This is a genomic window from Achromobacter sp. JUb104 (assembly GCF_024806975.1).
In the GTDB taxonomy this organism is placed as follows: Bacteria; Pseudomonadota; Gammaproteobacteria; order Burkholderiales; family Burkholderiaceae_B; genus Achromobacter; species Achromobacter spanius.
In genome coordinates this window covers 601,687-623,751 of the sequence record NZ_JANUEY010000001.1, presented here as the reverse complement: position 1 = coordinate 623,751, position 22,065 = coordinate 601,687, and the positions used below count along the sequence as shown (strand labels likewise).

General features: G+C 64.6%; 21 protein-coding genes and 1 riboswitch. Of the genes, 9 read left to right on the top strand and 12 right to left on the bottom strand.

Going from position 1 to position 22,065, the window contains the following annotated elements:
• Nucleotides 1-333: 333 nt before the first annotated feature.
• Complete coding sequence (locus M2361_RS02850; RefSeq protein ID WP_259246132.1) at nt 334-1,623, bottom strand: Zn-dependent hydrolase; 1,290 nt, start codon at nt 1,621-1,623, stop codon at nt 334-336.
• Between the two features lie 102 nt (nt 1,624-1,725).
• Nucleotides 1,726-3,081: an MFS transporter gene (locus M2361_RS02845; RefSeq protein ID WP_259246131.1), complete on the bottom strand. Its 1,356-nt coding sequence runs from the start codon at nt 3,079-3,081 to the stop codon at nt 1,726-1,728.
• 104 nt (nt 3,082-3,185) lie between these two features.
• Between M2361_RS02845 and M2361_RS02840 the strand changes: the two genes are divergently transcribed.
• The 3 genes from M2361_RS02840 to M2361_RS02830 all read left to right on the top strand — a co-directional run bounded on the left by M2361_RS02840 (nt 3,186) and on the right by M2361_RS02830 (nt 6,723).
• Nucleotides 3,186-4,220, top strand: coding sequence for an AraC family transcriptional regulator (locus tag M2361_RS02840; RefSeq protein WP_259246130.1), 1,035 nt, complete (start codon nt 3,186-3,188; stop codon nt 4,218-4,220).
• 422 nt (nt 4,221-4,642) lie between these two features.
• Nucleotides 4,643-5,740 (top strand): NAD/NADP-dependent octopine/nopaline dehydrogenase family protein, encoded by a 1,098-nt coding sequence (locus M2361_RS02835; RefSeq protein WP_259246129.1) that lies wholly within the window; start codon nt 4,643-4,645, stop codon nt 5,738-5,740.
• 2 nt (nt 5,741-5,742) lie between these two features.
• On the top strand, nt 5,743-6,723 hold the full coding sequence (locus tag M2361_RS02830) for a 3-hydroxybutyryl-CoA dehydrogenase (RefSeq protein ID WP_259246128.1): 981 nt from the start codon (nt 5,743-5,745) through the stop codon (nt 6,721-6,723).
• Between the two features lie 8 nt (nt 6,724-6,731).
• Here the strand turns inward: M2361_RS02830 and ampC are convergent, their stop codons facing one another.
• The gene (gene ampC / locus M2361_RS02825; protein WP_259246127.1) at nt 6,732-8,027 is read right to left on the bottom strand and encodes a class C beta-lactamase; all 1,296 of its coding nucleotides are present in this window, start codon (nt 8,025-8,027) and stop codon (nt 6,732-6,734) included.
• A 113-nt stretch (nt 8,028-8,140) separates the two neighbouring features.
• Nucleotides 8,141-8,231: riboswitch (glycine riboswitch) on the top strand.
• A gap of 140 nt (nt 8,232-8,371) precedes the next feature.
• Between ampC and M2361_RS02820 the strand changes: the two genes are divergently transcribed.
• Nucleotides 8,372-9,619, top strand: coding sequence for a D-amino acid dehydrogenase (locus M2361_RS02820; RefSeq protein WP_259246126.1), 1,248 nt, complete (start codon nt 8,372-8,374; stop codon nt 9,617-9,619).
• Here the strand turns inward: M2361_RS02820 and M2361_RS02815 are convergent.
• The 4 genes from M2361_RS02815 to M2361_RS02800 form a co-directional block, all read right to left on the bottom strand.
• Nucleotides 9,576-10,130 carry a M23 family metallopeptidase gene (locus M2361_RS02815; protein WP_259246124.1) on the bottom strand — a complete coding sequence of 185 codons (555 nt, stop codon included), beginning with the start codon at nt 10,128-10,130 and terminating at the stop codon, nt 9,576-9,578. The genes M2361_RS02820 and M2361_RS02815 overlap by 44 nt on opposite strands.
• Nucleotides 10,131-10,244: 114 nt before the next feature.
• On the bottom strand, nt 10,245-11,489 hold the full coding sequence (locus tag M2361_RS02810; protein ID WP_259246123.1) for a beta-propeller fold lactonase family protein: 1,245 nt from the start codon (nt 11,487-11,489) through the stop codon (nt 10,245-10,247).
• A gap of 31 nt (nt 11,490-11,520) precedes the next feature.
• The gene (locus M2361_RS02805) at nt 11,521-13,050 is read right to left on the bottom strand and encodes an FAD-binding oxidoreductase (protein ID WP_259246122.1); all 1,530 of its coding nucleotides are present in this window, start codon (nt 13,048-13,050) and stop codon (nt 11,521-11,523) included.
• Between the two features lie 92 nt (nt 13,051-13,142).
• On the bottom strand, nt 13,143-14,117 hold the full coding sequence (locus M2361_RS02800; protein WP_259246121.1) for a GlxA family transcriptional regulator: 975 nt from the start codon (nt 14,115-14,117) through the stop codon (nt 13,143-13,145).
• 168 nt (nt 14,118-14,285) lie between these two features.
• Between M2361_RS02800 and M2361_RS02795 the strand changes: the two genes are divergently transcribed.
• Both M2361_RS02795 and M2361_RS02790 read left to right on the top strand, forming a co-directional pair.
• The gene (locus M2361_RS02795; protein ID WP_100856467.1) at nt 14,286-14,645 is read left to right on the top strand and encodes a DUF1428 domain-containing protein; all 360 of its coding nucleotides are present in this window, start codon (nt 14,286-14,288) and stop codon (nt 14,643-14,645) included.
• A gap of 127 nt (nt 14,646-14,772) precedes the next feature.
• Nucleotides 14,773-15,270, top strand: a complete 498-nt coding sequence (locus tag M2361_RS02790; RefSeq protein WP_259246120.1) for a VOC family protein — start codon at nt 14,773-14,775, stop codon at nt 15,268-15,270.
• Between the two features lie 91 nt (nt 15,271-15,361).
• Here M2361_RS02790 and M2361_RS02785 read toward each other — a convergent pair whose 3' ends face one another.
• The 4 genes from M2361_RS02785 to M2361_RS02770 all read right to left on the bottom strand — a co-directional run bounded on the left by M2361_RS02785 (nt 15,362) and on the right by M2361_RS02770 (nt 18,950).
• On the bottom strand, nt 15,362-15,874 hold the full coding sequence (locus M2361_RS02785) for a DUF1993 family protein (RefSeq protein ID WP_259246119.1): 513 nt from the start codon (nt 15,872-15,874) through the stop codon (nt 15,362-15,364).
• A 145-nt stretch (nt 15,875-16,019) separates the two neighbouring features.
• On the bottom strand, nt 16,020-17,111 hold the full coding sequence (locus M2361_RS02780; RefSeq protein ID WP_259246118.1) for a PHB depolymerase family esterase: 1,092 nt from the start codon (nt 17,109-17,111) through the stop codon (nt 16,020-16,022).
• A gap of 376 nt (nt 17,112-17,487) precedes the next feature.
• Nucleotides 17,488-18,417, bottom strand: coding sequence for a nucleotidyl transferase AbiEii/AbiGii toxin family protein (locus M2361_RS02775; protein WP_259246117.1), 930 nt, complete (start codon nt 18,415-18,417; stop codon nt 17,488-17,490).
• The gene (locus tag M2361_RS02770) at nt 18,414-18,950 is read right to left on the bottom strand and encodes a type IV toxin-antitoxin system AbiEi family antitoxin domain-containing protein (RefSeq protein WP_259249223.1); all 537 of its coding nucleotides are present in this window, start codon (nt 18,948-18,950) and stop codon (nt 18,414-18,416) included. Before M2361_RS02770 ends, M2361_RS02775 begins: the two co-directional genes overlap by 4 nt.
• Here M2361_RS02770 and M2361_RS02765 point away from each other — a divergent pair.
• Entirely contained in the window at nt 18,831-19,142 is a 312-nt protein-coding gene (locus M2361_RS02765; protein WP_259249289.1) for a hypothetical protein, read from the top strand. The two genes, M2361_RS02770 and M2361_RS02765, sit on opposite strands and share 120 nt — an antisense overlap.
• A gap of 103 nt (nt 19,143-19,245) precedes the next feature.
• The gene (locus M2361_RS02760; RefSeq protein WP_050445047.1) at nt 19,246-19,890 is read left to right on the top strand and encodes a hemolysin III family protein; all 645 of its coding nucleotides are present in this window, start codon (nt 19,246-19,248) and stop codon (nt 19,888-19,890) included.
• A gap of 32 nt (nt 19,891-19,922) precedes the next feature.
• Here M2361_RS02760 and M2361_RS02755 read toward each other — a convergent pair whose 3' ends face one another.
• Nucleotides 19,923-20,690, bottom strand: coding sequence for a helix-turn-helix domain-containing protein (locus tag M2361_RS02755; protein WP_259246115.1), 768 nt, complete (start codon nt 20,688-20,690; stop codon nt 19,923-19,925).
• Between the two features lie 105 nt (nt 20,691-20,795).
• Between M2361_RS02755 and M2361_RS02750 the strand changes: the two genes are divergently transcribed.
• A complete protein-coding gene (locus tag M2361_RS02750) occupies nt 20,796-21,635 on the top strand; it encodes a sulfite exporter TauE/SafE family protein (protein WP_259246114.1) in 840 nt (279 codons plus the stop codon).
• Nucleotides 21,636-22,065 lie beyond the last annotated feature (430 nt).

The following is a 22,065-nucleotide window of genomic DNA, read 5'->3' as shown; positions in this document are numbered from 1 at the left end:
AAGCAATATCCGTGCCATTTTTGGAGGTGGGAGGCAGAGTCAGGGATAGTCCCAAGGTGGGGCGTGATGATGCTGGGTGCGGCGTGGCGCGCGGTGCCCAGCCCGCCCGCCGTGCGAACGCATCCGTGCGCGCGTGGAAGATCAAAGCAAAGGGAATACCAGCGGGTGCGGGGCCACGTGGGCAAGAGACGGGGGGGCTAGAAGCCAGATGGGCGGCAGGCACCAAGGCGGCGCGACGTGCGCGCCCCGTGCGCCGCCTTGGTGCAGCATGCACATGTCCGCGCATCAGCGCGTCGGCGCATCAGCGCGTCGGCGCATTAGCGCATCAACGCATCAGTTGGCGACGCCCGCTTGCGCCAGCATGGCGCGCAGCAGGACATTGCATCCTGCCTCCAGATGATCCGGGCGCGCGTCTTCGATTTCGTTGTGGCTGATGCCGTCCTTGCACGGCACGAAGATCATGGCGGCAGGCGCCACGCGGGCAACATAGACCGCGTCGTGCCCGGCCCCGCTGACCACGCTCATCGCCGACAAGGACAGCTCGCGCGCGCCCTCGCGCACCGACTCCACCAAGGCGGGCGCGAACGGTTGCGGCGCAAAGTACACCACCTGCTCGATCTGCGCCGTGACGCCACGGCTATCGGCCGCGGCACTCACCGCCGCGCGCAAGGCTGCGTCCATGGCCGAGAGCGTGTCGTCGTCCGCCGCGCGCAGGTCCACCGTCAGGCGCACGCGCCCGGGAATCACATTGCGGGAATTGGGAAACACATCCATCCAGCCCACCGTTGCACGCGCATCCGGCGCGTGCGCCAGGGCAATCTGGTTCACCGCCAGCACCAGCTCGGACGCCGCCAGCAAGGCATCGCGGCGCAGCGGCATGGGCGTGGGGCCGGCATGCGCCTCGACGCCCGTCAGCACCACGTCGTACCAGCGTTGGCCCAAGGCAGCGGTCACCACGCCAATCACCGTATCGGCGGCTTCCAGCACGGGACCTTGCTCGATGTGCGCCTCGAAGTAGGCGCCTACGCCATAGGCAGGGACGCCGTCCTGCCGCGCTGGCGGCACGGCAACCTGGCCCGCATAGCCGATGGCCTCCAGGGCCTGGCTGACGCTCACGCCCTCGCGGTCCTGCTGCGCCAGCGCATGCTGCAAGGTAAAGGCCCCGGCATACACGCCCGAGCCCATCATCACCGGCACAAAGCGCGAGCCCTCTTCATTGGTCCACACGGCCAGTTCCAGCGGCGCTTCCGTCTGCACCCCATGGTCATTCAGCGTGCGCAACACTTCCAGCCCGGCCAGCACGCCGTAGTTGCCGTCGAACTTGCCGCCCGTGGGCTGGGTGTCGATGTGGCTGCCGGTCATGACGGCGGGCAAGTCGTTGTTGCGGCCCGGGCGGCGCGCGAAGATATTGCCGATGGCGTCCACGCGCACGTCACAGCCGGCCTCTTCTACCCAGCGCACGAACAGGTCGCGCCCCTGGCGATCCAGGTCGGTCAAGGCCAGGCGGCACACGCCGCCTTTTTCAGTACCGCCGATCTGCGCCAGATCCATCAATGACTGCCATAGGCGCGCGCCATCCACGCGCAGGTCGGCCAGCGTTTCGGTAGCGGGGGCAAGGCTCATGGGGACTCCTGTTGACATGGCGGCCGCGCAAGCTCGCGGCACGGGTTCTGGTTAGGATTCGCCCGATTCTGCGCTGTGTACCAGCGCCCTGCCAAGCCCCATTTACAAGACGTTGGCCTGGCCGTGCTCTTGCGTAAGGCTCTGCCGATAGCTGGCGCAGCCCGCCGCCAGCAGCAGCACGCACAGCACGGTCGCCCCCGCAATCAGCAGCGACAGCGATTGCCCCACCGCGCCGGGGGTGCCGAACAGCCGGTCGGTCAGCAAGGCCACCGCCGTGGTGCCGAGCCCCAGGCCGATCAGGTTGGAGATCAGCAGGAACAGCGCCGAGACCTGCGCGCGGATCTGATTGGGCGGCAGGATCTGCATCGCGGCGGTGGACGTCGGCATCGGAAACGAAGCGAAGAACATGGCGGGCAGCAGCAAGCCCACCGACAGCCACAAGCTGTCCACCTGCGTGAACGCCACCGCCGGCAGCGCCATGCCTACCGCGCCGATCACGCCCGCGCGCAACGGCGCGTCGCGATAGCCCCGCTTGGCCAGCCCGTCCATCAACCAGCCGCCGCAGAAGACGCCGGCCGTGTTGGCCACCAGCACCACCACGCCCAGCATGTAGCCGGTATCCACGGGCGACATGCCGAACCGGCGCATGTAGAACGCGGGCGTCCAGCTCAGCAGCGCGAACAGCACCATGGCGTAGAAAGAAAAGCCCAGGTAGTGGCAGAAGAAGGTGCGCCGGTGCCGGCCCAGAAACTGGAACGTGTCGCGGATGCTGGGCTTTTGCGCCTGGCCGTCGGCGGCGCGGCGCAGGCCCAGGCGCTGCGGGTCGCGCACGGTCAGCAGAATCAGCAGCGCCACCAGCAAGCCGGGCAAGCCCACGATAAAAAACGTGACCTGCCAGGGCCGCATCGCACCCACCCAGGGCACCACCACGCTGTCCACGCTTTTCAGCAGGTTGATGACGTAGCCGCCGATCAGGAAGGCCATGCCGCCGCCAATGAACGAACCTATCGAATAGACGCCCACCGCCCGGCCCAGCTTGTCGCGCGGGAACATATCGCTAAGCATGGAATAGGTGGCGGGCGACAAGGCGGCCTCGCCCACGCCCACGCCGATGCGCGCCAGGAACATGTGCGCAAAGTTGCGCGACAGGCCACAGGCAGCCGTCGCCAGGCTCCAGAACGCCACGCCGATCGCGATGATCTTCGGGCGCGAATAGCGGTCGGCCAGCAAGGCGATGGGAATGCCCATGACGGCATAGAACAAGGAAAACGCCAGGCCGTGCAGCAGGCTGAACTGCGTGTCGGACAGTTGCAGATCGTGCTTGATCGGTTCGATCATCAGCGCCAGGATCTGCCGGTCGACGAAGGAAAATATGTACGCTAGCATGCATATCACCACGACGTACCACTCGTAGGCGTAGCGTCTTTTGGCCAGTGGCGGCAGCGTGGCGTCAGTCATGTTTTTCCCTTGTCTTGTCCTTGTTTTGTCCATCGTTTGTAGGTCTTTGCGCCGCTGGACTCTATACGCCGCGCGCAACGACTGTTCCCACCGCGCAGGAAAGCATGTTCAACGACACCTATCCGCTGAACCGCCATTGCTTGCTGAACTCGGGCAACGCCGCCGAGGTCAAGGATCAGGTCAGCCAACATTTGTGGTCGCACCGCATGTGCGTCGCCCAGGGAAAACCCTTGCAGTCGCGGCTGTACGGCGTGTTCTTCGGCAACGCCGCGCTGTTTGATCTGCACTACGGCGCCGAAGTCGAGATCGACGCGGGCGACATCGCCAGCTACTACCTGATCCGCATCACGCTGCAAGGCTCGGGCCTGGTCACGCTGGGCAAGCGCAGCGCGGCCATGCAAGCGGGCAGCCTGACGATTTCGTCGCCGTCCGAACCCAGCATCATCAGCATCGGCCGCGACTGCCGCAACCTGATCCTGCGCGTGGAACGCCAGGCGCTTGAACATCAGCTGCAACGCCTGCTGGACCGGCCCATCAAGCACGCGCTGGTCTTCGACCTGGCAGTCGGCCCGGATTCCCCCGGCCTGGCCGCCGTGCGCGAAACGCTGGACTATCTTTGCCGGCTGTACCAGCACCCCGCCATCGATGGCGTGACGCAGACGCTGGCGGCGGGCTTTTCCGACTATCTGCTGGCCTTGCTGCTGACGCAGTTGCCGCATAACTATTCCGACGCGCTGCGCGCCGACCATCGCCAGCCCTTGCCGCAGCATGTGCGCCGCGCGCGCGACTACATCGAGACCCATGTCGATGAGGCGATCTCATTGGCTGACTTGGCGGCGCACTGCGGCGTGTCCGTGCGCACGCTGCAAAACGGCTTCACGCAGTTTCTCAAGCAGAGCCCCAGCGACTACGTGCGCAACCAGCGCCTGACGCTGGTGCATGCCGCGCTGGAACAGGCCCGCGCGGGCGACAGCGTGACCGACATCCTGCTGCGCCACGGCGTAACCAGCTTCGGCCATTTCGCCACCCACTACCGCAAGCGCTACGGCCGCCTGCCATCGGACACCCTGCGCCAAAATCGTAGGATGGGTGAAGCGCGAGACGCTATCCAAAAAAAATGGAATGGAGATCGCGCGTAACCCATCGCGCGGGGGTGGTACTGTGGCTGCGCGGGTTAAGAATTCCGCCGTTGCATGATGGGTTGCGCGCGTTGCGCAGCATTCGCGCGTAACTCATAGCTGCCTGCCCTCGGACACCTTGCGCCAGCATCGTAGGATGGGTGAAGCGCGAGACGCCATCCAAAAAAAATGGAATGGAGATCGCGCGTAACCCATCGCGCGGAGGTGGTGTCGTGGCTGCGGGGGTTAAGAATTCCATCGCTGCTTGATGGGTTGCGCGCGTTGCGCAGCATTGTTCTTTTTTAAGGATTCTCGCGCTTCACCCATCCTACGGGTTGCGCGCGTTGTAATCCCTTGCCGGATCTGAACGGCGCTTGCGCGTTTGGCGCAGCCCGCGCCACGCACCACCGCTAGGATCAAGCCTTCATCGAAGGAGCTTGATCATGCGAATCAGCGTCATAGGCGGCGGACACGGCTGCTACGCGGCAGCCGCCGAACTGGCCGAAAAAGGACACGAGGTGCGCTGGTGGCGCCGCGACGGCGCCGCCTTCCGGGGCTTGCGCGATGCCGGCGCGTTGACGGTCACCGACTATCGCGGCACCCGTCAGGTTCCCTTGGGTTCCGGCCCCGGCCATCTGGCGCTGACCGACGCCTTGCAAGACGCCGTGGCCGACGCGCAAGTGCTGGTCATTCCCCTGCCCTGCACCACCCACGACGCGCTTGCCCCCGCCTTGGCGCCGCTGCTGCAAGACGGCCAGGTGGTGTTCCTGCCACCCGGAACCTTCGGCAGCTACCTCTTCGCGCGCGCGCAGAAAGACGCCGGCAACCCCGCCCGCGTCGCCTACGCGGAAACCGGCACCCTGCCCTATCTGGCGCGCAAGCACGGCAACACGGTGGTGATCAGCGGCTACGCCACGCGCCTGCCCACGGGCGTGTTTCCCAGCCGCCTGGCCGACAACGCGCTGGCGCTGCTGGGCCAGGCCTACCCCAGCATTGAACCCATTGAAGACGGGCTGGCCGGCGCGCTGATGAACGCCGGCCCCATCATTCACCCGCCGCTTATTCTGATGAATGCCGGGCCCTTGGAGCATTTCGACAAGTGGGACATCCATAACGAAGGCACGCAGCCGTCCATCCGCCGCGTGACCGACGCACTGGACGCCGAACGCGTGGCCATCCGCGAGGCGCTGGGCTACGCCGCGCCGCACTTTCCGCTGGCCGACCACTACGCCAGCGAAGGCGACGAATGGATGTACGGCCGCGGCGCGCACGGCAAGCTGACCGACAGCGGCGACTGGCGCGAAACCATCGACCTGCACACGCACCGCTACATGCTGGAAGACACGCGGCTGGGCCTGTCATTCCTGGTATCCACCGGCCGCTGGGCGGGCGTGCCGACGCCGGTGGCGCAGGGCCTGCTGAATATCGCCAGCGCCATCACCGGCCGCGATCTCTACGCCGAGGGCCGCACGCTGGAACGCCTGGGCCTGGACCGCTTGTCGCGCGCCGGCATGGCGGAATTGCTGGAACAGGGGTGCTGAACATGGAAGACAGAATCTGCGTGATCGGCGCCGGCCGCATGGGCGAAGGCATCACCTTGTCGTACGTGCATGCCGGCCGCGACGTGACGCTTATCGACATCAAGCCCAGAACGCCCGCCGAACAAGCCGAGCACCACGCGCGCGTGCGGGCCAACCTGCGCCGCGAACTGGGCACGCTAAGCCGCCTGGGTTTACTGGACGCCGACCAGGCCGACACCGCCATGCAGCGCGTGCGCCTGTGCGGGCGCGACGACGCCATTGCCGATCTTCAACACGCGCGCGTCATCTTCGAAGCCGTGCCCGAACGCCTGGACGCCAAGCGCGACGCCTTCGCCTGGTTGGGGCAGGTCTGCGCGAAGGACGCCGTCATTGCGTCAACCACCTCAACATTTCTGGTGACCGAGCTGGCGGAACTGGTGCAACACCCGGAACGCTTTCTGAACGCGCACTGGCTCAACCCGGCCTATCTGATTCCGCTGGTTGAGGTCAGCCGTGGGCCGCGTACAAACGATGCCGCCTTGCAAGCCTTGCTGGACGTGCTACGTCAGGCCGGCAAGGTGCCCGTGCAGTGCGCGCCGTCGGCGGGCTACATCGTGCCGCGCATTCAGGCACTGGCGATGAACGAAGCCGCCCGCATGGTCGAGGAAGGCGTGGCCAGCGCCGAAGACATCGACACCGCCGTGCGCCTGGGATTCGGATTGCGCTTTTCGGTGCTGGGCTTGCTGGAATTCATCGACTGGGGTGGCGGCGACATCCTGTACTACGCGTCGCGCTACCTTGAAAGCGAGATCGGCCCGCGCTTCGCGTCGCCTGACGTCATCGCCCGCAACATGGAACAAGGCCGCAATGGGCTGCGAGATGGCAAAGGCTTCTACGACTACGCCGGCGTAGACGTGGATGCCTACAAAATGGAGCGCCTGGGACAGTTGTGCAAGCGGTTGGAAGTGATGGGGCTATTGCCGCGCGCGGGTGGTGCGCGCTAGCCAAGCCCTCAGTGCGCGTCCGCCTCAAGAATGCGATACGCCAGGCGCACGCGCGCTTCGTTCGGAATATTCCGATTCGCCAGGATCACCACGCCGACCTTCCTGGCCGGCACGAACGCCACGTAGGCGCCAAAGCCGTTGGTGGAACCGGTCTTGTTGATCCACACATCGGCGCGCGGCGCTTGCGGTGGGGTCAAGGCCTTGGCCGGTTGGCTCTGGCTGTTCATCGTGCCGGCATTGGCGGCAACCAGCGCTTCCAGCGTCACCGGGTACGCCAGTTGTTCCCACGCCAGGTCTTGCGTCATCGGACCCAGGTCGTAGTAGCCCACGTGCGTATCCGCCAGCGCCTTGGCAATTACGGTGTCACCAATGACGCGCTTGGCAATCCTCGCTTCCCGCGCGGCCTTGGCGCTGAATTCGCGCGGGGCAGACGCCACACCCATGTTCGCGTCCACAAAACGGATCAGGTCGCTGGCACTGGTCTTCACGCCGTACGCTTCGTCGGCCAGCACACCCGGGTTCACGCGCACGGGCGCGTTCTGCTTGTTGTAGCCCTGCGCGTAGTCGCCCATCTTGGCGGCCGGCACGTGGATATACGTGTTGGACAAGCCCAGCTTGGGCAACAGCGTCTTCTCGATAGCTTCAGCATAAGGCTGGCCGAGGCTCTTGGCCGCCACCACGCCCAGCATGCCGATGCTGGGGTTGGCATAGGTGCGGTACGTGCCCGGCGCGTAGCGCGGCGTCCACGCGGCCAGGTAGGCCATCAGTTGGGCGTCGTCCGTCACAACGTCCGGCACTTGCAAGGGAAAGCCGCCACCCGTGTGGGTACCCAGGTGGATCAGGTTCAGTTTGCCGAATGCCGTGCCTTGCAAGGTCGGCAAGAAGCGCGCCGGGCTGTCGGAGAGCGACAGCTTGCCCAACGCTTGGGCATAGGTTGCCAGGGTGGCGGTAAAGGTCTTGCTGATGGAGCCTAGCTCGAACAGCGTGTCGCGGCTGACAGGCGTGTGCGTTTGCAGCGAGGCCACGCCATAGTTCCGGAACTCATGGTGCCCATCGCGCGTGACGGCAATGGCCAGACCGGCAACGTCGTACTCCTGCATCAGCGCATGCACGGCGTCGTCGATATCGGCGCCAGGAGGCACCGGCTCGGCACGTACGGGCTGGCCCGAGGTGGCGGATTGATCAGCCTTCATAGGCGACGAGCCCGCCTGAACGCCGGACACGGCCACCAAAGAAAACACAGCGCCGCCGGCCACGGTAGCCAGGGCTTGCAAGACGGCGCGTCGCGCGGCGTGAAACGTCATTCCTATCGTCCTCTTGGTTTGCGCCGGTCCAACAACGCAGGCGGCGAACGCGACATAGTACTAACCCTGAATCAATTACGACAGGAACTTGGCTATTCTCTACCCCGTCGATTCAAAACCGCGTAGAAGAGATTGGCCCTTGCGGCCGGCGCCGACGGAGCAACCGCCCCGGAAACTCTCAGGCAACAGGACTGCGCGCGTCTAGACAATCTGGAGAGAGGCGCCGTGCGCGCCCACCGAAGGGGAACCCCGCCGCACCCGTCGGCCGGGTGAAGCTCTCAGGTATCAAAGACAGATGGGGTGCCGCATCCGTATTGGTTGCGGCCACACCCTCTGGAGCCACCATGCCCCGCATCGCCATCATTGGCGCCGGTATCACCGGCGTCACGTCCGCCTATGCCTTGTGCAAATTGGGATACCAGGTCACCGTCTACGACCGCCAGCGCTATCCCGCCATGGAAACGTCCTACGCCAACGGCGGCCAACTGTCCGCCAGCAACGCCGAGGTCTGGAACAGCACCGCCACCATTCTCAAAGGGCTGCGCTGGATGCTGCGCAAAAACGCGCCGCTGTTGCTGAACCCCCGGTTCAGTTGGCACAAGTATTCGTGGCTGGCGCAGTTCATGGCGCAAATTCCCAACTACCGCGACAACACCATCGCCACTACCCGCCTGGCCATCCAGGCGCGCCAGCACTTGTTCGACATGGCCGAGGCCGAAGGCATCGACTTCGACCTGGAACGCCGGGGCATCCTGCACATCTACCATGACGCCGACAGCTTCAAGGCGGCGCACCGCGCCAACACGCTGTTGCAAGCCGGCGGCCTGGACCGCTACGCCGTGACGGCCGACGAAGCCCGCGCCATCGAACCCACCCTGCAAACCGGATGCCACGGCGGCTTCTACACGCCATCGGACGCCACAGGCGACATCCACAAGTTCACCCGAGGCCTGGCCCGCGCCTGCGAACGCCGTGGCGTGAGCTTCGTGCAAGACGCCGACATCGGCGCCATCCGCCCGCACAACGGCGGTTACGGGCTGGACGTACTGCGCAACGGCGGCACCGAACGCGAACCGCACGAGGCCGACGCCATCGTGGTGTGCGCGGGGTCCGCCAGCAGACAATTCGCCAAGCTGCTGGGCGACAGGTTGAACATCTACCCGGTCAAGGGCTATTCGATCAGCGTGCACCTGGACGACGCCGACAGCCGCGCAGCCGCGCCCCACGTCAGCTTGCTGGACGAAGCCGCAAAGATCGTCACCAGCCGCCTGGGCGACCGCTTCCGCGTAGCCGGCACGGCCGAGTTCAACGGCTTCAACCTGGACATCCGTGCCGAGCGCGTGCAACCGCTGATCGACTGGACCCGCAAGCATTTCCCCGGCGTGATGACATCGCGGGTCGTCCCGTGGTGCGGCCTGCGCCCCATGACGCCCAACATGCTGCCGCGTGTGGGGCCGGGCAAACGCCCGGGAGTGTTCTACAACACCGGACATGGGCACTTGGGCTGGACCTTATCGGCGGCGACGGCGCAGGTGCTGACGGAAAGCGTCAGGGCGGCGTTTTCTGGGTCACCAACAGCGCATACGGGTTGATGGCCCCGCCGTCATAAATTCCATAATGCAGATGCGGCGGGGTTCCTTGGGCATTCCCCGTATTGCCGACATAACCCAGCACATCACCCGGCGCCACCAATTGCCCGCGTTCAATGTCGGCGTAGCCGTCCAGATGCGCGTAGTAATGCCGTTGGCGGCCGGGGCCCAGCACCCATACCACCTGGCCGCCAAGGTTGTTCGTGCCCACCTGCATCACGACGCCTTCGGTGGTGGACAGCACGGGCGTGCCCCGGGGGGCAAAGATGTCGATGCCTTCGTGGCGCCGGCCGTTCGACCGCGCGGCGCCCCAGGTGTCGGAAAGGCGTCGCGAGGAAACACCCTGCACCGGCACGGGCAATGACGTCGGCGCTTCTTGCCACGCAAGCCGCGCCATATGCCACGGCGCGCGCGCAGCATCGGGCAGGCGGGGCCACGCCCAAACGGCCAGCGCGGCCAACAAGGAAAGTACGACGATGCGCCTGATGAAGCGCAAGACAGGGTTGGCGTTCATGAACGGTTCGACGCTGAGCGGGCGGAGGGGTTCCCCGGTGTCTGAGGCGACTACGGCAGTTGTGACGGCTGCGATAGCCGCGATGGATGCAATGACGCCAATGGGTATGAAGGCTCAGGCGAACACCAGACACACCGGCGTGGGCACCTGGGCCACCACGTCGGGGTTGTCCAGGCGCCCCGTTGCGGCATCGATGCGCAAGCGCAGGATCGAATCACCTTTCTGGTTCAGCGCGTACAAGGCGCCGCCGTCCGGCGCCATGGTCAGTGCGCGCGGAAAGCGCAGCCCTTCCGTCCAGACTTGCAGCGGCGTGAGCGCGCCGTCCGCGCCTATGCCAAAGACGCCGATGCTGTCCGCCTGCGGATGATCGTTCTGGACGCGGCGGGTAGACACATACAGATAGCGGCCGGATGGATGAATGAGCAGTGACGCCGCGTTGGCCGTGCCAGTAAAGCCCGCCGGCGTGGCCGGGACGGTGTGGCGGTGTTCCAGCACACGGCCCGCGATGGAGTCATACCCGTAGCACGACACGCTGGCATCGAGCTCATTGACGACATACAGCAGCGCGCCGTCGGGATGCAGCGCCAGATGGCGTGGCCCGCTGCCCGCAGGCAGTTCGGTGCGCGCGGAGAGCGACAAGTTGCCGTCTGCCAGCGTAAACGCATTGATGCGGTCGCTGCCCAGGTCAGTAGCCAGCACGCGCTGGCCGGTGGGGTCGAACAGCACCATGTGCGGGTGGGCGGATTGCTGTTCGGGACGCGGGCCAGAGCCGGTTTCCTTGACGATGCCTGACACCGCGCCCAACGAACCATCGCGCTGGATGGGCAGCACGTTGTAGGTGCCGCCCAGGTACTGCGCAGTGACCAGATGCTTGCCGTCGGGCGATACCGCCAGGTGCGCTGGCGCGGTGCTGGATAAGGACAGGGGCTGCCGGTTCAACAATCGCAAGCTGCCATCCGCGGCATCAATGGCGTAGGCCTCGGCCGTGCCCCGGGGCAGCCCTTGCCAGTGTTCGATCTCGTTGATGGCGTACAGAAAGCGCCGCGTGGGATGCACGGCCAGATAGGACGGGTTGTCGCTTTCCATTACCTGGACCAGCCGCCAGCCTTGCGCGCGCATCGCAAACACGTGGATGCCCGCGGACGGTGGCCCGCCTGCCGTGCCGCCCGGCGCATCGTGCGTGTAGGTGCCCACATAGGCAAAGCCGGCGGGATCAGCGGGGGATGTAAGGGATGTGGAAGATGGGGCCGATGCCGACGCGCCCATCGCGGACAGCCACGGCGCCGCCGCGCTCGCGGCCGACAAACCACCGGCAAGCTGGATGAAGGATCTGCGCGGCGCGCTGAAGAAGGTGTTCATGGCAGGCTCCGGCAAGGCGAATCGTGCGTCATCACGGGCGCACCGACATCGCATGGTGGAAGACATTATTCGGATCGTAGCGGCGCTTGACCTGTTGCAGGAACGGATAAAGCTCGCCCTTTCCGTAATACAACTGCGGCCAAAAATCATGCGCGAGCATGTCGCGGTCGGGGTAGTTGATGTAGCAGCCTTGATACCTATCCCCCGGATACGGCGTGCCCGCGAATCCCGACAATGGCGAAGGGGCCGCCGGGTCCGTATACACGTCGCGGTAAAAATCCGTCATCCAGCGCAAATGGATGGCGTCCTGGTCGGCATGGGTCCAGTAGGTTTGGTATTGCAGCTTCATGACCGATTCACGCTGATGCACGGCGGTGTCGCGCAGGCGTTCGGGCCGGTTGATGGCGCCGCCGTAAGAGTCCACCTGCAACAGCGACTGGCGCAGGTCAGCGCCGGGCATGTCGCGAGTCAGATGCGTGTAAATGCGCGCGGACTCGTGCACGCTGAAGTTGCGTTTCATGTAGGCGGACTTGTATTTGCCGCGCTGGTTGGGGCCCGAGCCATTGAGCGTTTGCGTGGCCGCCAGCCAGTCGTAGCGGATAACCGTGTGCGGCTCGCTGCAAAGCAGGTCGCCGCCCATGCGCGGGCGTGGCAGGCCTGGCGTGGTGGCCCGCGCGGCAACCGGCGCGCAGGCACGGAAGCGGTCCAGAAAATCTTGCAGCACCGTCAGGTCTCGGCAAGTGCCGTCGGGGTTGCAGAACTGCACGATCATCACGATCTGCCCCGCCGCCTGATGCGTGAGCTTCAGCAACGAGAACATGCCCCAGGTGTCGGCGGCCCTGCCCCGCGTTTCCCAATAGCTGCCATAGATGTCCAGCAGTTGCGCAAAGCGCCGGGGCGTCATGCCGGCCCAGTCGAATGCAACGGTGGCGATGGCCACTTCGCGCGGAGCCTGGGGCAACGTGGCAAAACCATAGCTGGTGATCACGCCGAAGTTTCCGCCGCCCGCCCCTCGGCAGGCACGAAACAGGTCGGCGTCGCGCGTGGCGTCGACGGTGCGCGGCACGACGTTGCCGCCCGCGTCCACGGTCAGGATGTCGACCGCGCTCAGCCAGTCGCACGCCAGCCCTTGCAGGCGCGACAGCAGGCCGTAGCCGCCGCCCGTGATGTGGCCGCCCGCCGCCACCGAATAGCAAGAGCCGCCGGGCAAGGACACGCCATGACGCTTGTACAGGTCCAGGTCGCCGTTCCAGTTTTGCGAACCGGCGGCAATGCGCAGCAGCCCGTCGGATGACGGAGGCACGCGGTCCAGCAAGCTGAGGTCAAGGATGGCGCCGCCCGGATTGTTCGAGACGAAGTCCTCATAGCAGTGGCCCCCGCTACGTATCGTGGGGCGCTTGCCCTGCGCCACGATGCGGGACAGGGCACGGGCCGCGTCATCGGGTGTTTCACAGAGTTCGATGCGCGCGGCCGCATCTTCGGGCTGGGCGGGCCACCGCAGGTTGAAGCCCTTTTTCAGGGTCTTGTAGCGGGGATCGTCGTGGGTCACGCTGATGCTCATGTCGGCTTGCCTCCCGGGCCTGGGAGTCAGGCCGCGACGCATCAAGGATAGGCCGAGAGCGCCCCGAACATCTGTAAGAGGAGTCCGATTTTCTACTGATACCGTCCGCGATATCCCACCGGCGACATGCCGCAGTATTTATTGAAAATATCGCGAAACGCCTTGGTGTCGTTGTAGCCCACTTCATACATGACTTCGGCCACACTCTTGCGCGAACTTTCCAAGCGTTTCTTGGCCGCTTCCACGCGCACGCGCTGCAGGTATTCCACGATGCTGTTGCCCGTGGCCTGCCGAAAGCGCCGTTCCAGCGTGCGGCGTCCCATGGCATGGCGGCCAGCCAAATCTTCCACGGTGATTTTTTCCGTGTAGCGGCCTTCGATATAGGTCTGCACGGCGCGCACCACCTCGTCGGCGTGAGCCTTCTGGCCCATGAACACCGCGAACGGCAATTGGCTCTGACGGCTCCAGTCCAGTTGGAAGTACTTGGCGCACCAGATGGCGGTGTCGCGGTCGGTATATTTTTCGATCAGGTGCAGCACCAGATGCGCCGCGGAAAATGCGCCGCCGCTGGTGTAGACGCCGTTCTCGGCCATGACGACGCGGTCGCTGATCCAGCGGACATTCGGGAAAAGGCTGGCGTACAGGTTCTGCGCCACCCAATGCACCACCGCCTGCTGTCCGTCCAGCATGCCGCCTGCGGCCAACAACGCGGCGCCCACGCACAAACTGGCCACTTCGCCGCCGTTGCGATGATGGGTCGACAACCAATCGATCAGCTCGCGGTTGGACTGCACCACGTCGGACACCGTGCCCAACAAGGGCGGCGCGATGCAGATGTCGATCTGCGGCGCATCAGCCAGCACCAGATCGGCCTGCACCTTGATGCGCCCTTCATCCAGGCTGACCTCGCGCGTGAGCGCCAGGGTGCGCACGTGGAATTGGGGTTCGCGCCCTTGCGCGGCCAGATAGTTATTGGCCACCAGGAAGCCGTGGCGCGCGGTTTCCAGGGACGCAATGTTGGTGCCCGTGGGCAGAAGAAACGCGACGTTTTTCATGACGCTAAGCATACGCCCGCGCGTTGACGCAATCTACCCGCAAGAATGTCGCAATCCCCTATCTGAAAGCGTCGTCTATCCCGATAAAGTGGCGTTTACGGCCTGGGAGGCCGGACGGCGGCAGGCGTGGCCAGCGGGCGCGCCCCGCCGATACAACAACAGCGACCAAAGGAGTGTGCGATGGAAGAATACGTAGATGGTTTCTTGCTGCCGGTGCCCAAGGCCAATCTGGCCGACTACAAGAAGATGGCAGAACAGGCCAAGGTGGTTTGGCTGGATCATGGCGCGCTGGATTACCGCGAATGCGTGGCCGATGAACCGGGCGGTGAAAACATGCGCTCGTTTGCGGAAGCCGCAGGCGTGAAGGATGGGGAAACGGCAGTCTTCGCCTGGATTCTGTATGCAAGCAAGGCCGACCGCGACCGCATCAACCCGTTGGTCATGGCCGACCCCCGCTTGGCCAATATGAGCGGTTGCGAAAACGTGTTCGATTTCAAGCGGATGTGCTGGGGCGGATTCAGCACTTTGGTAAGCAAATAAAAAAAGTGGCGCGGCGTGTCGATATCGGCACTGTCCGTTCGTCGTATAGGCAGGGACCCACCGGTAAAGCCTCTCGTGACGCCGCTCCGTCCCCCATCCATCACTCAACAGTTTTCGGAGACGCATCATGGCAACGCCCGCCACCACGCCCATTCCCGCCGGCATGCACACGCTGACCGCGCACATCATCTGCGAAGGCGCTGCCGACGCCATCGCCTTCTACAAAAAAGCCTTCAACGCCGAGGAGCTGGCGCGCTTGCCCGGCCCGAACGGCAAGATCATGCACGCGGCCGTGCGCATCGGTGATTCCGTGCTGATGCTGATGGATGATTTTGCCGAATGGGGCAGCCTGGGGCCGAAGGCGCTCAAAGGCACGCCCGTCACGCTGCACCTGTACGTCAACGACGTAGACGCCGCGATGAAGCAAGCGGTGGACGCCGGCGCCACCCTGGCGATGCCGGCCGAAGATATGTTCTGGGGCGACCGCTACGGCCAGGTGGTGGACCCGTTTGGACACCGCTGGTCAATCGCCACACACAAGTTCGATTACACGCCCGAAGAAATCCAGCAGAACATGGCCAAGATGGGCGAGATGTCGGGTTGCGGCGACGCCGCCAAGAAGTAAACCTGCCTGGCAGGCGGCGGGCAAACGGAGGTCTGCACGGTCTGCGTTCGCCCCGCCCTCGCCCCGCGTGTGCCCTGCCCCTGCGCGCTACTTATTGCGGGTACGGCCCCAGGAAATTTAGCTTGGCTAGCTTCACGCCCGCATTGCGCAGGATCGCGTAGGCGGTCGTCACGTGGAAATAGAAGTTTGGCAGCGCAAAGCTCAGCAGATACGTGTCGCCCTTGAACTCGGGCTTGAAGTCGCCGAAGTTGATGACGATCTGCCGGTCCTCGGCGCCGTCGAACTGCTCGGGCGTGACGCTTTGCAAATAGGCAATCGTGTCCTGGATACGTTGCTGCAATTGCGCAAACGTGGTTTCTTCATCGGGAAACTTGGGTGCCTGCCCTTGCGACAAGCGCTGCACGGTGAACTTGGCCGCATCGCTGGCGCGCTGCACCTGCCCCGACAAGGGGTACATGTCGGGCGCCAGACGCGCGTTGACGAGCTCGGCGGGGTCGGTGCCCGTCGCCTCGGCATGGGCCAGGCCTTTTTCCAGCAAGCTGGCCAGCACGGTCAAGCCGCGGATGAACACGGGCACGGATGCCTGATAAACAGAAAGCGTCATGGCAGGAATTTCCAAAGGGGTTCGTCTGCTTGGCGCGCGCGGAAGGCGGCAAACGCCAGGGATGCGGCGATCTTACCGCCGCCGGATGCCATTTCCCTGGCGCCCGACCTCGACATATCCATTCCCGAAATCGGAACAATCCTGCCTAGGATTTTGGCTGGCCCGCACCCACGCGGCGCAAGCCCTGGAAGAACCGCCACACCAGCGCCGACGCATCCGGCCCGCCCCGGGCGTGGTATTTCACGGAGGCGTCGCCCCCGCTCCAGGCATGCTCCAGCCGCGTGATCTCGCATAGGCGCAACACGGCTTTACGGCCGCGCAGCAAGTCCACCCGGCGATACGCCTTGTCGGTGCCCAAGCCCAGCACGCGCTCAACCGGCACGTCTTCGGGGCGCAGGTCGTTCAGCGCGCGGAACTGTTCGAACAATTGTTTGGCGTTGCGCGGCGCTACCGCAGGGTCCAGTTGGCCTTGAAGAATCAGCGCGGGCATGCCCAGTTGAAACACGGCCGGGTCCGACACGGCTGCCAGCATCGGCAGCAAGGGCTTGACCGAGCCGCGCCGCATGGTGCTGATGCCGGCCGTGGCACTGTGGGCGTCGCCCACCACCGGCCCGGAGTGCATCGCCACCGCCGCGATCAATGACGGATGGCGCAAAGCCACCAAGGCCGCCATGCCCGCGCCCGCGGACAGGCCCGCCACATAGACACGCTCGGGGTCCAGCCCGTGCCGCGCGACTTCCGACTGGATCAGCGCCGCGATCAAATCAGCCTCGGCGCCGCCGTGGGCGTCATCGGGCTGGAACCATCGCCAACAGCGCTGCACCTGGCGCGTCATGGATTGCTGCGGATACAGCACCATGAAGCCACCAGCGTCCGCCCATTGGTTCATCCGGGTGCCCCGCGCGAACGCCAGTGCGGTCTGGCGACAGCCATGCAACATCACCACCAAAGGAATGCCCGTGGGCGGCGCGGAAACCGGGGTATAGCGCGCAAAGCTCAGTTGGCGCCCCTGTCCATCAGAAAACTGCCGGGAGCCTTCCCAGCGCCCGCTACCCAGCGAGGGGGCCACGGGCTGACGTGGGGTAGCCGTGGCCGGCGCTGCCTTCGCCGCCGCCTTGCGCGCCGACGTGACCCGCTTGCGGGCCGGCTTGGGCGTCGCCATGCGCATCGCCGTGCGTTGCAGCTTGCTCAGCTTCTTTGCCGCTTTGAAAAACAGATTGGTAAAACTGCGCGCCATTGGTAGGCCTCGGCCAGTAAACCTGCTAGAACCTCCCGGCCAGGCCGGGGCCGCCCATCAGCCATTGCAAACGGGACACCAACGCGACGGCGATGGTCAGAACGCTAAGAGTATCTGTTGCGCTGACGCCGATGCGCCAACGCGGGTGCGAGCCCAGGAAAAAGAACAAGGCGTCCGCCTCTGCGGGCTGTTGGACAGCCGCATGAAATGTATCACAGGGTAACTATCGAAGAGGGTAGGTTCCTGACGCGGGCACGTGTTTGGCTTGCTCAAGATCAAGCCTGTAGCCCCTAGATGTGAAGGCTGCGGGCAGAACCCAAGTGCGTTGATATAGGAACACGTCGTCAGGCGTCAGCTTGGCCACGGCAGATCTCGGCTAACGGTTGCGCCAAGTTCGAGCGCCGGGATCCCAAATACCTTGGGTGCGCGCCGGCCCTCTGAGATCAGCCAGGACAGGACCGAAGAAACCTCGCAAGTCGGACTGAAGGTCTCGGAACGATGGCGGCCTCTGCGTTGGAGCTGTCCGACGCAGAAAGCCAGACCACAGCCCGCGTTCCTCGGCAATGGTGGCAAAAACGTCGGTGAGTCCCAACGGCATTTCTGGGGGCAGCACAGTCGCTCGGTTATGAAGCGTCCCACCGACTGCCTTGACCACATTGACCAGATCGAAGGAGAAAATCCGGGTAGTGATCCAGACATCGTAGAAGTCCTTGATCCGGCTATTGGCTTCACCAAACCGGATCATCGCCTCGAACTTTTCAGCGACCACGGTCTCGGGTGGATACATCAGGATGTTGGCCGGTGGGAGATCGGGCAGCAAGCTTGGAAAAATCCCGCGCTTGGGCTCTGGATGAACGCGGTCACCGAATCCGATATCGATCTGCAATGGAATCCTTGCCCCCGCCAAGTCCGCCGCCAAGCTGATGCAGGCCCCTTGGTATTTGTCGATTTCGCGAACGGCCCCGACCTTCAGCGTAGCCCCGTCGAACACAATGCCATCACTTGGAAATCTTACCTGGCAGATGCGAGCGAATCGTTCGCTCAACGCCTCGGGATGAGGATCACCCTGGCCCAACAGATCAAGATCGCCCGTAGACCGGAAGACATGCTCAGGCCATGTCACGAACAGCATCGCGCCTTTGAGCACATAGCGTTTGGCCTCCTCGGTCTGGCCAAGGCGGAACAGCAAGCGCTCAACGGCGTAACGGGTCAGCACCCGCTGAAAATCCTCCCCGTGCCGTTTGGCGTGGGCGAGCAGCTTGGCGCGAATAGAGACAGCGGGATTCTTGGAAAGCTTGTCGTTCATTGCATGGCCAGAATGTAGGGCGCCATCCGTGAGGCCACGCGGTCAATGGTTGCGAATTTCATGAGTTCGCCAGGCGTGGCCTTGCGCTGGCGCAGGGCGTCACGCAGGGCTTCTATGGCCACGTCCTCGCCAACGTGGCGCCGGTGCTTGAAGCAGTCGGCCACTGTCTTGGCAACGCAGTAAATGGGCACGTTCACCCCTTCGATGTCGATGTATTCGATACCCGCAGTCAGGGCTTCGCCGGTAGCGCGTACGATTTCGAGCCGCAGCCTCGCCGGACTGGGTGCGCGGGCCTTATGGGGAATGGTCATCCAGACCGCACCAGGTAGCTGCGTCGTCAGTCCGTGCATGCGAAGCGCGCTGATAAGGCTTACTACCCCTTGGGGGACCAGGCGAGCTGCCTCGGCAAGATCATGGGCAACATCTTCACCGACGCGATCCGGCGTTTGGTAAAGCCCACGGCCGAGGCGGACGAGGTCTCCGCTGTCGGTCAGCCGCTTCAAATAGACAAGGGGAATGCCTGCCGCCGTCAGATCCCGCGCGCGCGCGATTCCCCGCTCTCGCACCAATTGGAGGACGCGGTCGCGATTGGGGATGGGAGGTTTGACCGTACGGCTATGCACTGCCACGTTGTGTTATCTCGCGTTATGTCGTGGGACAGGGTGTTATTTATTGAAGGCAAAAATATTTTATTGCCCACAAAAAATAACATCCTGATTGCCTAAGATCAAGCGCGACCCGCCTTCGCCCTAGCCACCACCCCGCCACCCATTGAGCCCACCGCCCAAAGCGCTTATGGTTGTAGCCTTGCATCAATAAGACGTATTCATGTTTCCCAACGACCGCCCCCAAACCTTCGGCGAAGAAATCGCCAACACCATCAGCCACGGGATTGGCGCCGTGGGCGCTTTGGCCGCCGCGCCCATCCTGATCGTGGCGGCAGTCCGCCAGGGGGATGCCGCCTTCATCGCGGCGGCGGCGGTGTTCGCGGCGTCGATGTGTTTGCTGTATCTGGCATCCACCATCTATCACGCCTTGCCGCTGTGCCGGGCCAAGCAGATCTTCAACGTGCTGGACCACTCGGCCATCTATCTGCTGATTGCCGGCACCTATACGCCGTTTGCCTTGGGCGCCCTGCGTGGGCCCTGGGGCTGGACCTTGTTCGGGCTGGTGTGGGCGATGGCGTTGCTGGGTGTGGGGTTGAAGGCCAGCAAGCGGCTGAATCGCCCTGCCCTGTCCACTGGCCTGTACCTGGCCATGGGGTGGTTGGTGATCATCGCGGTCAAGCCGCTGATCGAAAGCGTGCCCTCGGGCGGGCTTGCCTGGCTGGTGGCGGGTGGGCTGGCGTATACGGGCGGCGTGGTCTTCTTCGTGTTTGACAACCGCTGGCGCTACAGCCATTTCATCTGGCATCTGTTTGTGCTGGCGGGCACGGTCTGCCACTTTTTTGCGGTGCTCTGGTACGCGGCCTAGCTTCACCCATACCTGCCCCGCGACGCCCCACCTTAGCGATGCCGCAGATAGTCGGTGGGCGCGCGCCCCAACACGCGGCGGAACATCGTTGAAAACGCCGCGGGGCTTTGGTAGCCGAAGTCCAGCGCAATGGCGGTGACTGATCCACCGGCCGCCAGGCGGGCCAGCGCCAAGACCACGCAAGCGCGTTGGCGCCATTGGGCAAATGCCATCCCCGTTTGCTGACGGAAATATCGGCTGAACGTGCGCGGGCTCATGTGCAGCCGGTTTGCCCAGGTTTGCGGCGGCATGCGCGCGTCCGGCGCGGCGATGAAGGCGCGGCAGAGCGGCCCTAGCTTCTTGTCGCGCGGCAGCGGAATGTGCAGCGGCAAGACAGGTGCGCGTTCCACTTCGTGCAGCAGCAAGGCCGCCAGCGCGCCGTCGCGGCCCGCGGGGTCATAGGAAGCGGGCATATCCACCGCGTCCAGCAGCAACTGCCGCAACAGCGGCGACACGTCGATAACCTCGCACACGTTCCGATCAACGCGCGCCGCGCCCGGTTCGATATACGCGCTGCGCGTGCTGACGTCCCACATGCGCACCTGATGCGTCACGCCGGCGGGAATCCACACTGCGCGCTGCGGTGGCACCACCCAATTGCCGTCGCGCGTGACCACATGCATGACGCCGGTTGCGCCATACAGCAGTTGCGCGCGCCGATGCGCATGCGCGGGCAGCACGTGACCGGGCGGGTAGTCGTTGCCGATGGCGACCACCGCACGGTCCAGCGCGTCGTAGCGGTCGATATGGGTATTGCGCATTGCAAGAGGACGGGTTTGGCCGAAACTCAAACATTATTGTCCAAAGCGCGATAACCAGCCACCGAACCGCGCCGTATCGTCCTGGTGTTCTTCAGGATGACAACCATGCTTTATCTACTACTGGCGCTATTCGGCGGACTCAGCGGTGTCACGACCGTGCTGTTCGGCTTTGGCGGGGGCTTTGTCGTGGTGCCCGTCCTGTATGGCGTACTGACCGCGATGCATGGCGCAAATTCAGGTGTAACGCCGGGCGCCATCGATCTGATCGGCCAGTCCGCGATGCATATCGCGGTGGCCACTTCCACGTGCGTGATGGTGGTGAACTCCGTTGCCGCAACCCGCAAGCATCAGCGCGCGGGCAATCTATTGCGGGCGTACATCTGGCCGCTGGCGGCGTATATCGGCCTGGGTGCGCTGCTGGGCGCGTGGGCCGCTACGCTTGCCAGCGGCGATCTTGTGCGCTGGGCCTTCATTGCCTACCTGGCCGTGACCATCCTGGACTGCCTGCTGCGCCAAGGCTTTCTGGCGCAAGCCGACGCCCGCGCGCCCGTGCCGCTGGGCCGGGGCGTTGTGGTGGGTGGTGGCGTGGTGATCGGCGCCATCGCCACGTTTCTGGGCGTGGGCGGCAGCGTGATGACGGTGCCGCTGCTGCGGCGACGGGGCCTGCCGATGGCCCAGGCAGCGGCGATGGCAAACCCCTTGACCTTGCCGGTGGCCATCGTGGGCACCGTGGCCTACATGGCGGCGGCACGCGGTCTGCCGGCCCCGCTTGCGCCGTGGATCATCGGCTATGTCGACCTGTTGGCTTTCGCGGTGCTGGCGTTGGGCTCATTGGCAGGCATGCGGCTGGCAGCCCCGCTGATTCCCCGCATTCCCGACCGCCTGCACGCACGCATCTACATCGCGCTGCTGGCGCTGGTGTTGGTGAGCATGCTGCTGATCTGACTGGCCGTCTTCGACGCCCTGGCGCCAAACGACGGACCATGACTTCGTAGGATGGGTGAAGCGCGCGGTGTCGGTGGCAAGATCGCCGGGGCAGCATCGCGCGTAACCCATCTGGCAGCGGTCCGATTGATATTCACCGGTGGCTGATGGGTTGCGCGCGTTGGGCGCTTGGGTCTTTCTGGGCGTCTCCTCGCGCTCCACCCATCCTACGATTGGTCCGCACATTCGTGGGCCGCAACGTCCCCCACCCGCATACCTGCCGAAACATCGCGGCCAGCAGCCACTACGAAACCGCGCAAAACGTTTCCGTGGCCCCCGCAGGGGCCGCCCTCCTACAGGGGACCCGCCCGCTCGTGGCCTGCCGACACAGGAAAACACATCGCGAAACTTGCCCCTGGGCGCTTACGGTCTTCATCATGGTCGGACACTT

Bases quoted from the DNA above. Each gene is read 5' to 3' on its own strand.
- M2361_RS02850 (WP_259246132.1), bottom strand. From the start codon at position 1,623: ATGAGCCTTGCCCCCGCTACCGAAACGCTGGCCGACCTGCGCGTGGAT.
- M2361_RS02845 (WP_259246131.1), bottom strand. From the start codon at position 3,081: ATGACTGACGCCACGCTGCCGCCACTGGCCAAAAGACGCTACGCCTAC.
- M2361_RS02840 (WP_259246130.1), top strand. From the start codon at position 3,186: ATGTTCAACGACACCTATCCGCTGAACCGCCATTGCTTGCTGAACTCG.
- M2361_RS02835 (WP_259246129.1), top strand. From the start codon at position 4,643: ATGCGAATCAGCGTCATAGGCGGCGGACACGGCTGCTACGCGGCAGCC.
- M2361_RS02830 (WP_259246128.1), top strand. From the start codon at position 5,743: ATGGAAGACAGAATCTGCGTGATCGGCGCCGGCCGCATGGGCGAAGGC.
- ampC (WP_259246127.1), bottom strand. From the start codon at position 8,027: ATGACGTTTCACGCCGCGCGACGCGCCGTCTTGCAAGCCCTGGCTACC.
- M2361_RS02820 (WP_259246126.1), top strand. From the start codon at position 8,372: ATGCCCCGCATCGCCATCATTGGCGCCGGTATCACCGGCGTCACGTCC.
- M2361_RS02815 (WP_259246124.1), bottom strand. From the start codon at position 10,130: ATGAACGCCAACCCTGTCTTGCGCTTCATCAGGCGCATCGTCGTACTT.
- M2361_RS02810 (WP_259246123.1), bottom strand. From the start codon at position 11,489: ATGAACACCTTCTTCAGCGCGCCGCGCAGATCCTTCATCCAGCTTGCC.
- M2361_RS02805 (WP_259246122.1), bottom strand. From the start codon at position 13,050: ATGAGCATCAGCGTGACCCACGACGATCCCCGCTACAAGACCCTGAAA.
- M2361_RS02800 (WP_259246121.1), bottom strand. From the start codon at position 14,117: ATGCTTAGCGTCATGAAAAACGTCGCGTTTCTTCTGCCCACGGGCACC.
- M2361_RS02795 (WP_100856467.1), top strand. From the start codon at position 14,286: ATGGAAGAATACGTAGATGGTTTCTTGCTGCCGGTGCCCAAGGCCAAT.
- M2361_RS02790 (WP_259246120.1), top strand. From the start codon at position 14,773: ATGGCAACGCCCGCCACCACGCCCATTCCCGCCGGCATGCACACGCTG.
- M2361_RS02785 (WP_259246119.1), bottom strand. From the start codon at position 15,874: ATGACGCTTTCTGTTTATCAGGCATCCGTGCCCGTGTTCATCCGCGGC.
- M2361_RS02780 (WP_259246118.1), bottom strand. From the start codon at position 17,111: ATGGCGCGCAGTTTTACCAATCTGTTTTTCAAAGCGGCAAAGAAGCTG.
- M2361_RS02775 (WP_259246117.1), bottom strand. From the start codon at position 18,417: ATGAACGACAAGCTTTCCAAGAATCCCGCTGTCTCTATTCGCGCCAAG.
- M2361_RS02765 (WP_259249289.1), top strand. From the start codon at position 18,831: ATGGGCAACATCTTCACCGACGCGATCCGGCGTTTGGTAAAGCCCACG.
- M2361_RS02760 (WP_050445047.1), top strand. From the start codon at position 19,246: ATGTTTCCCAACGACCGCCCCCAAACCTTCGGCGAAGAAATCGCCAAC.
- M2361_RS02755 (WP_259246115.1), bottom strand. From the start codon at position 20,690: ATGCGCAATACCCATATCGACCGCTACGACGCGCTGGACCGTGCGGTG.
- M2361_RS02750 (WP_259246114.1), top strand. From the start codon at position 20,796: ATGCTTTATCTACTACTGGCGCTATTCGGCGGACTCAGCGGTGTCACG.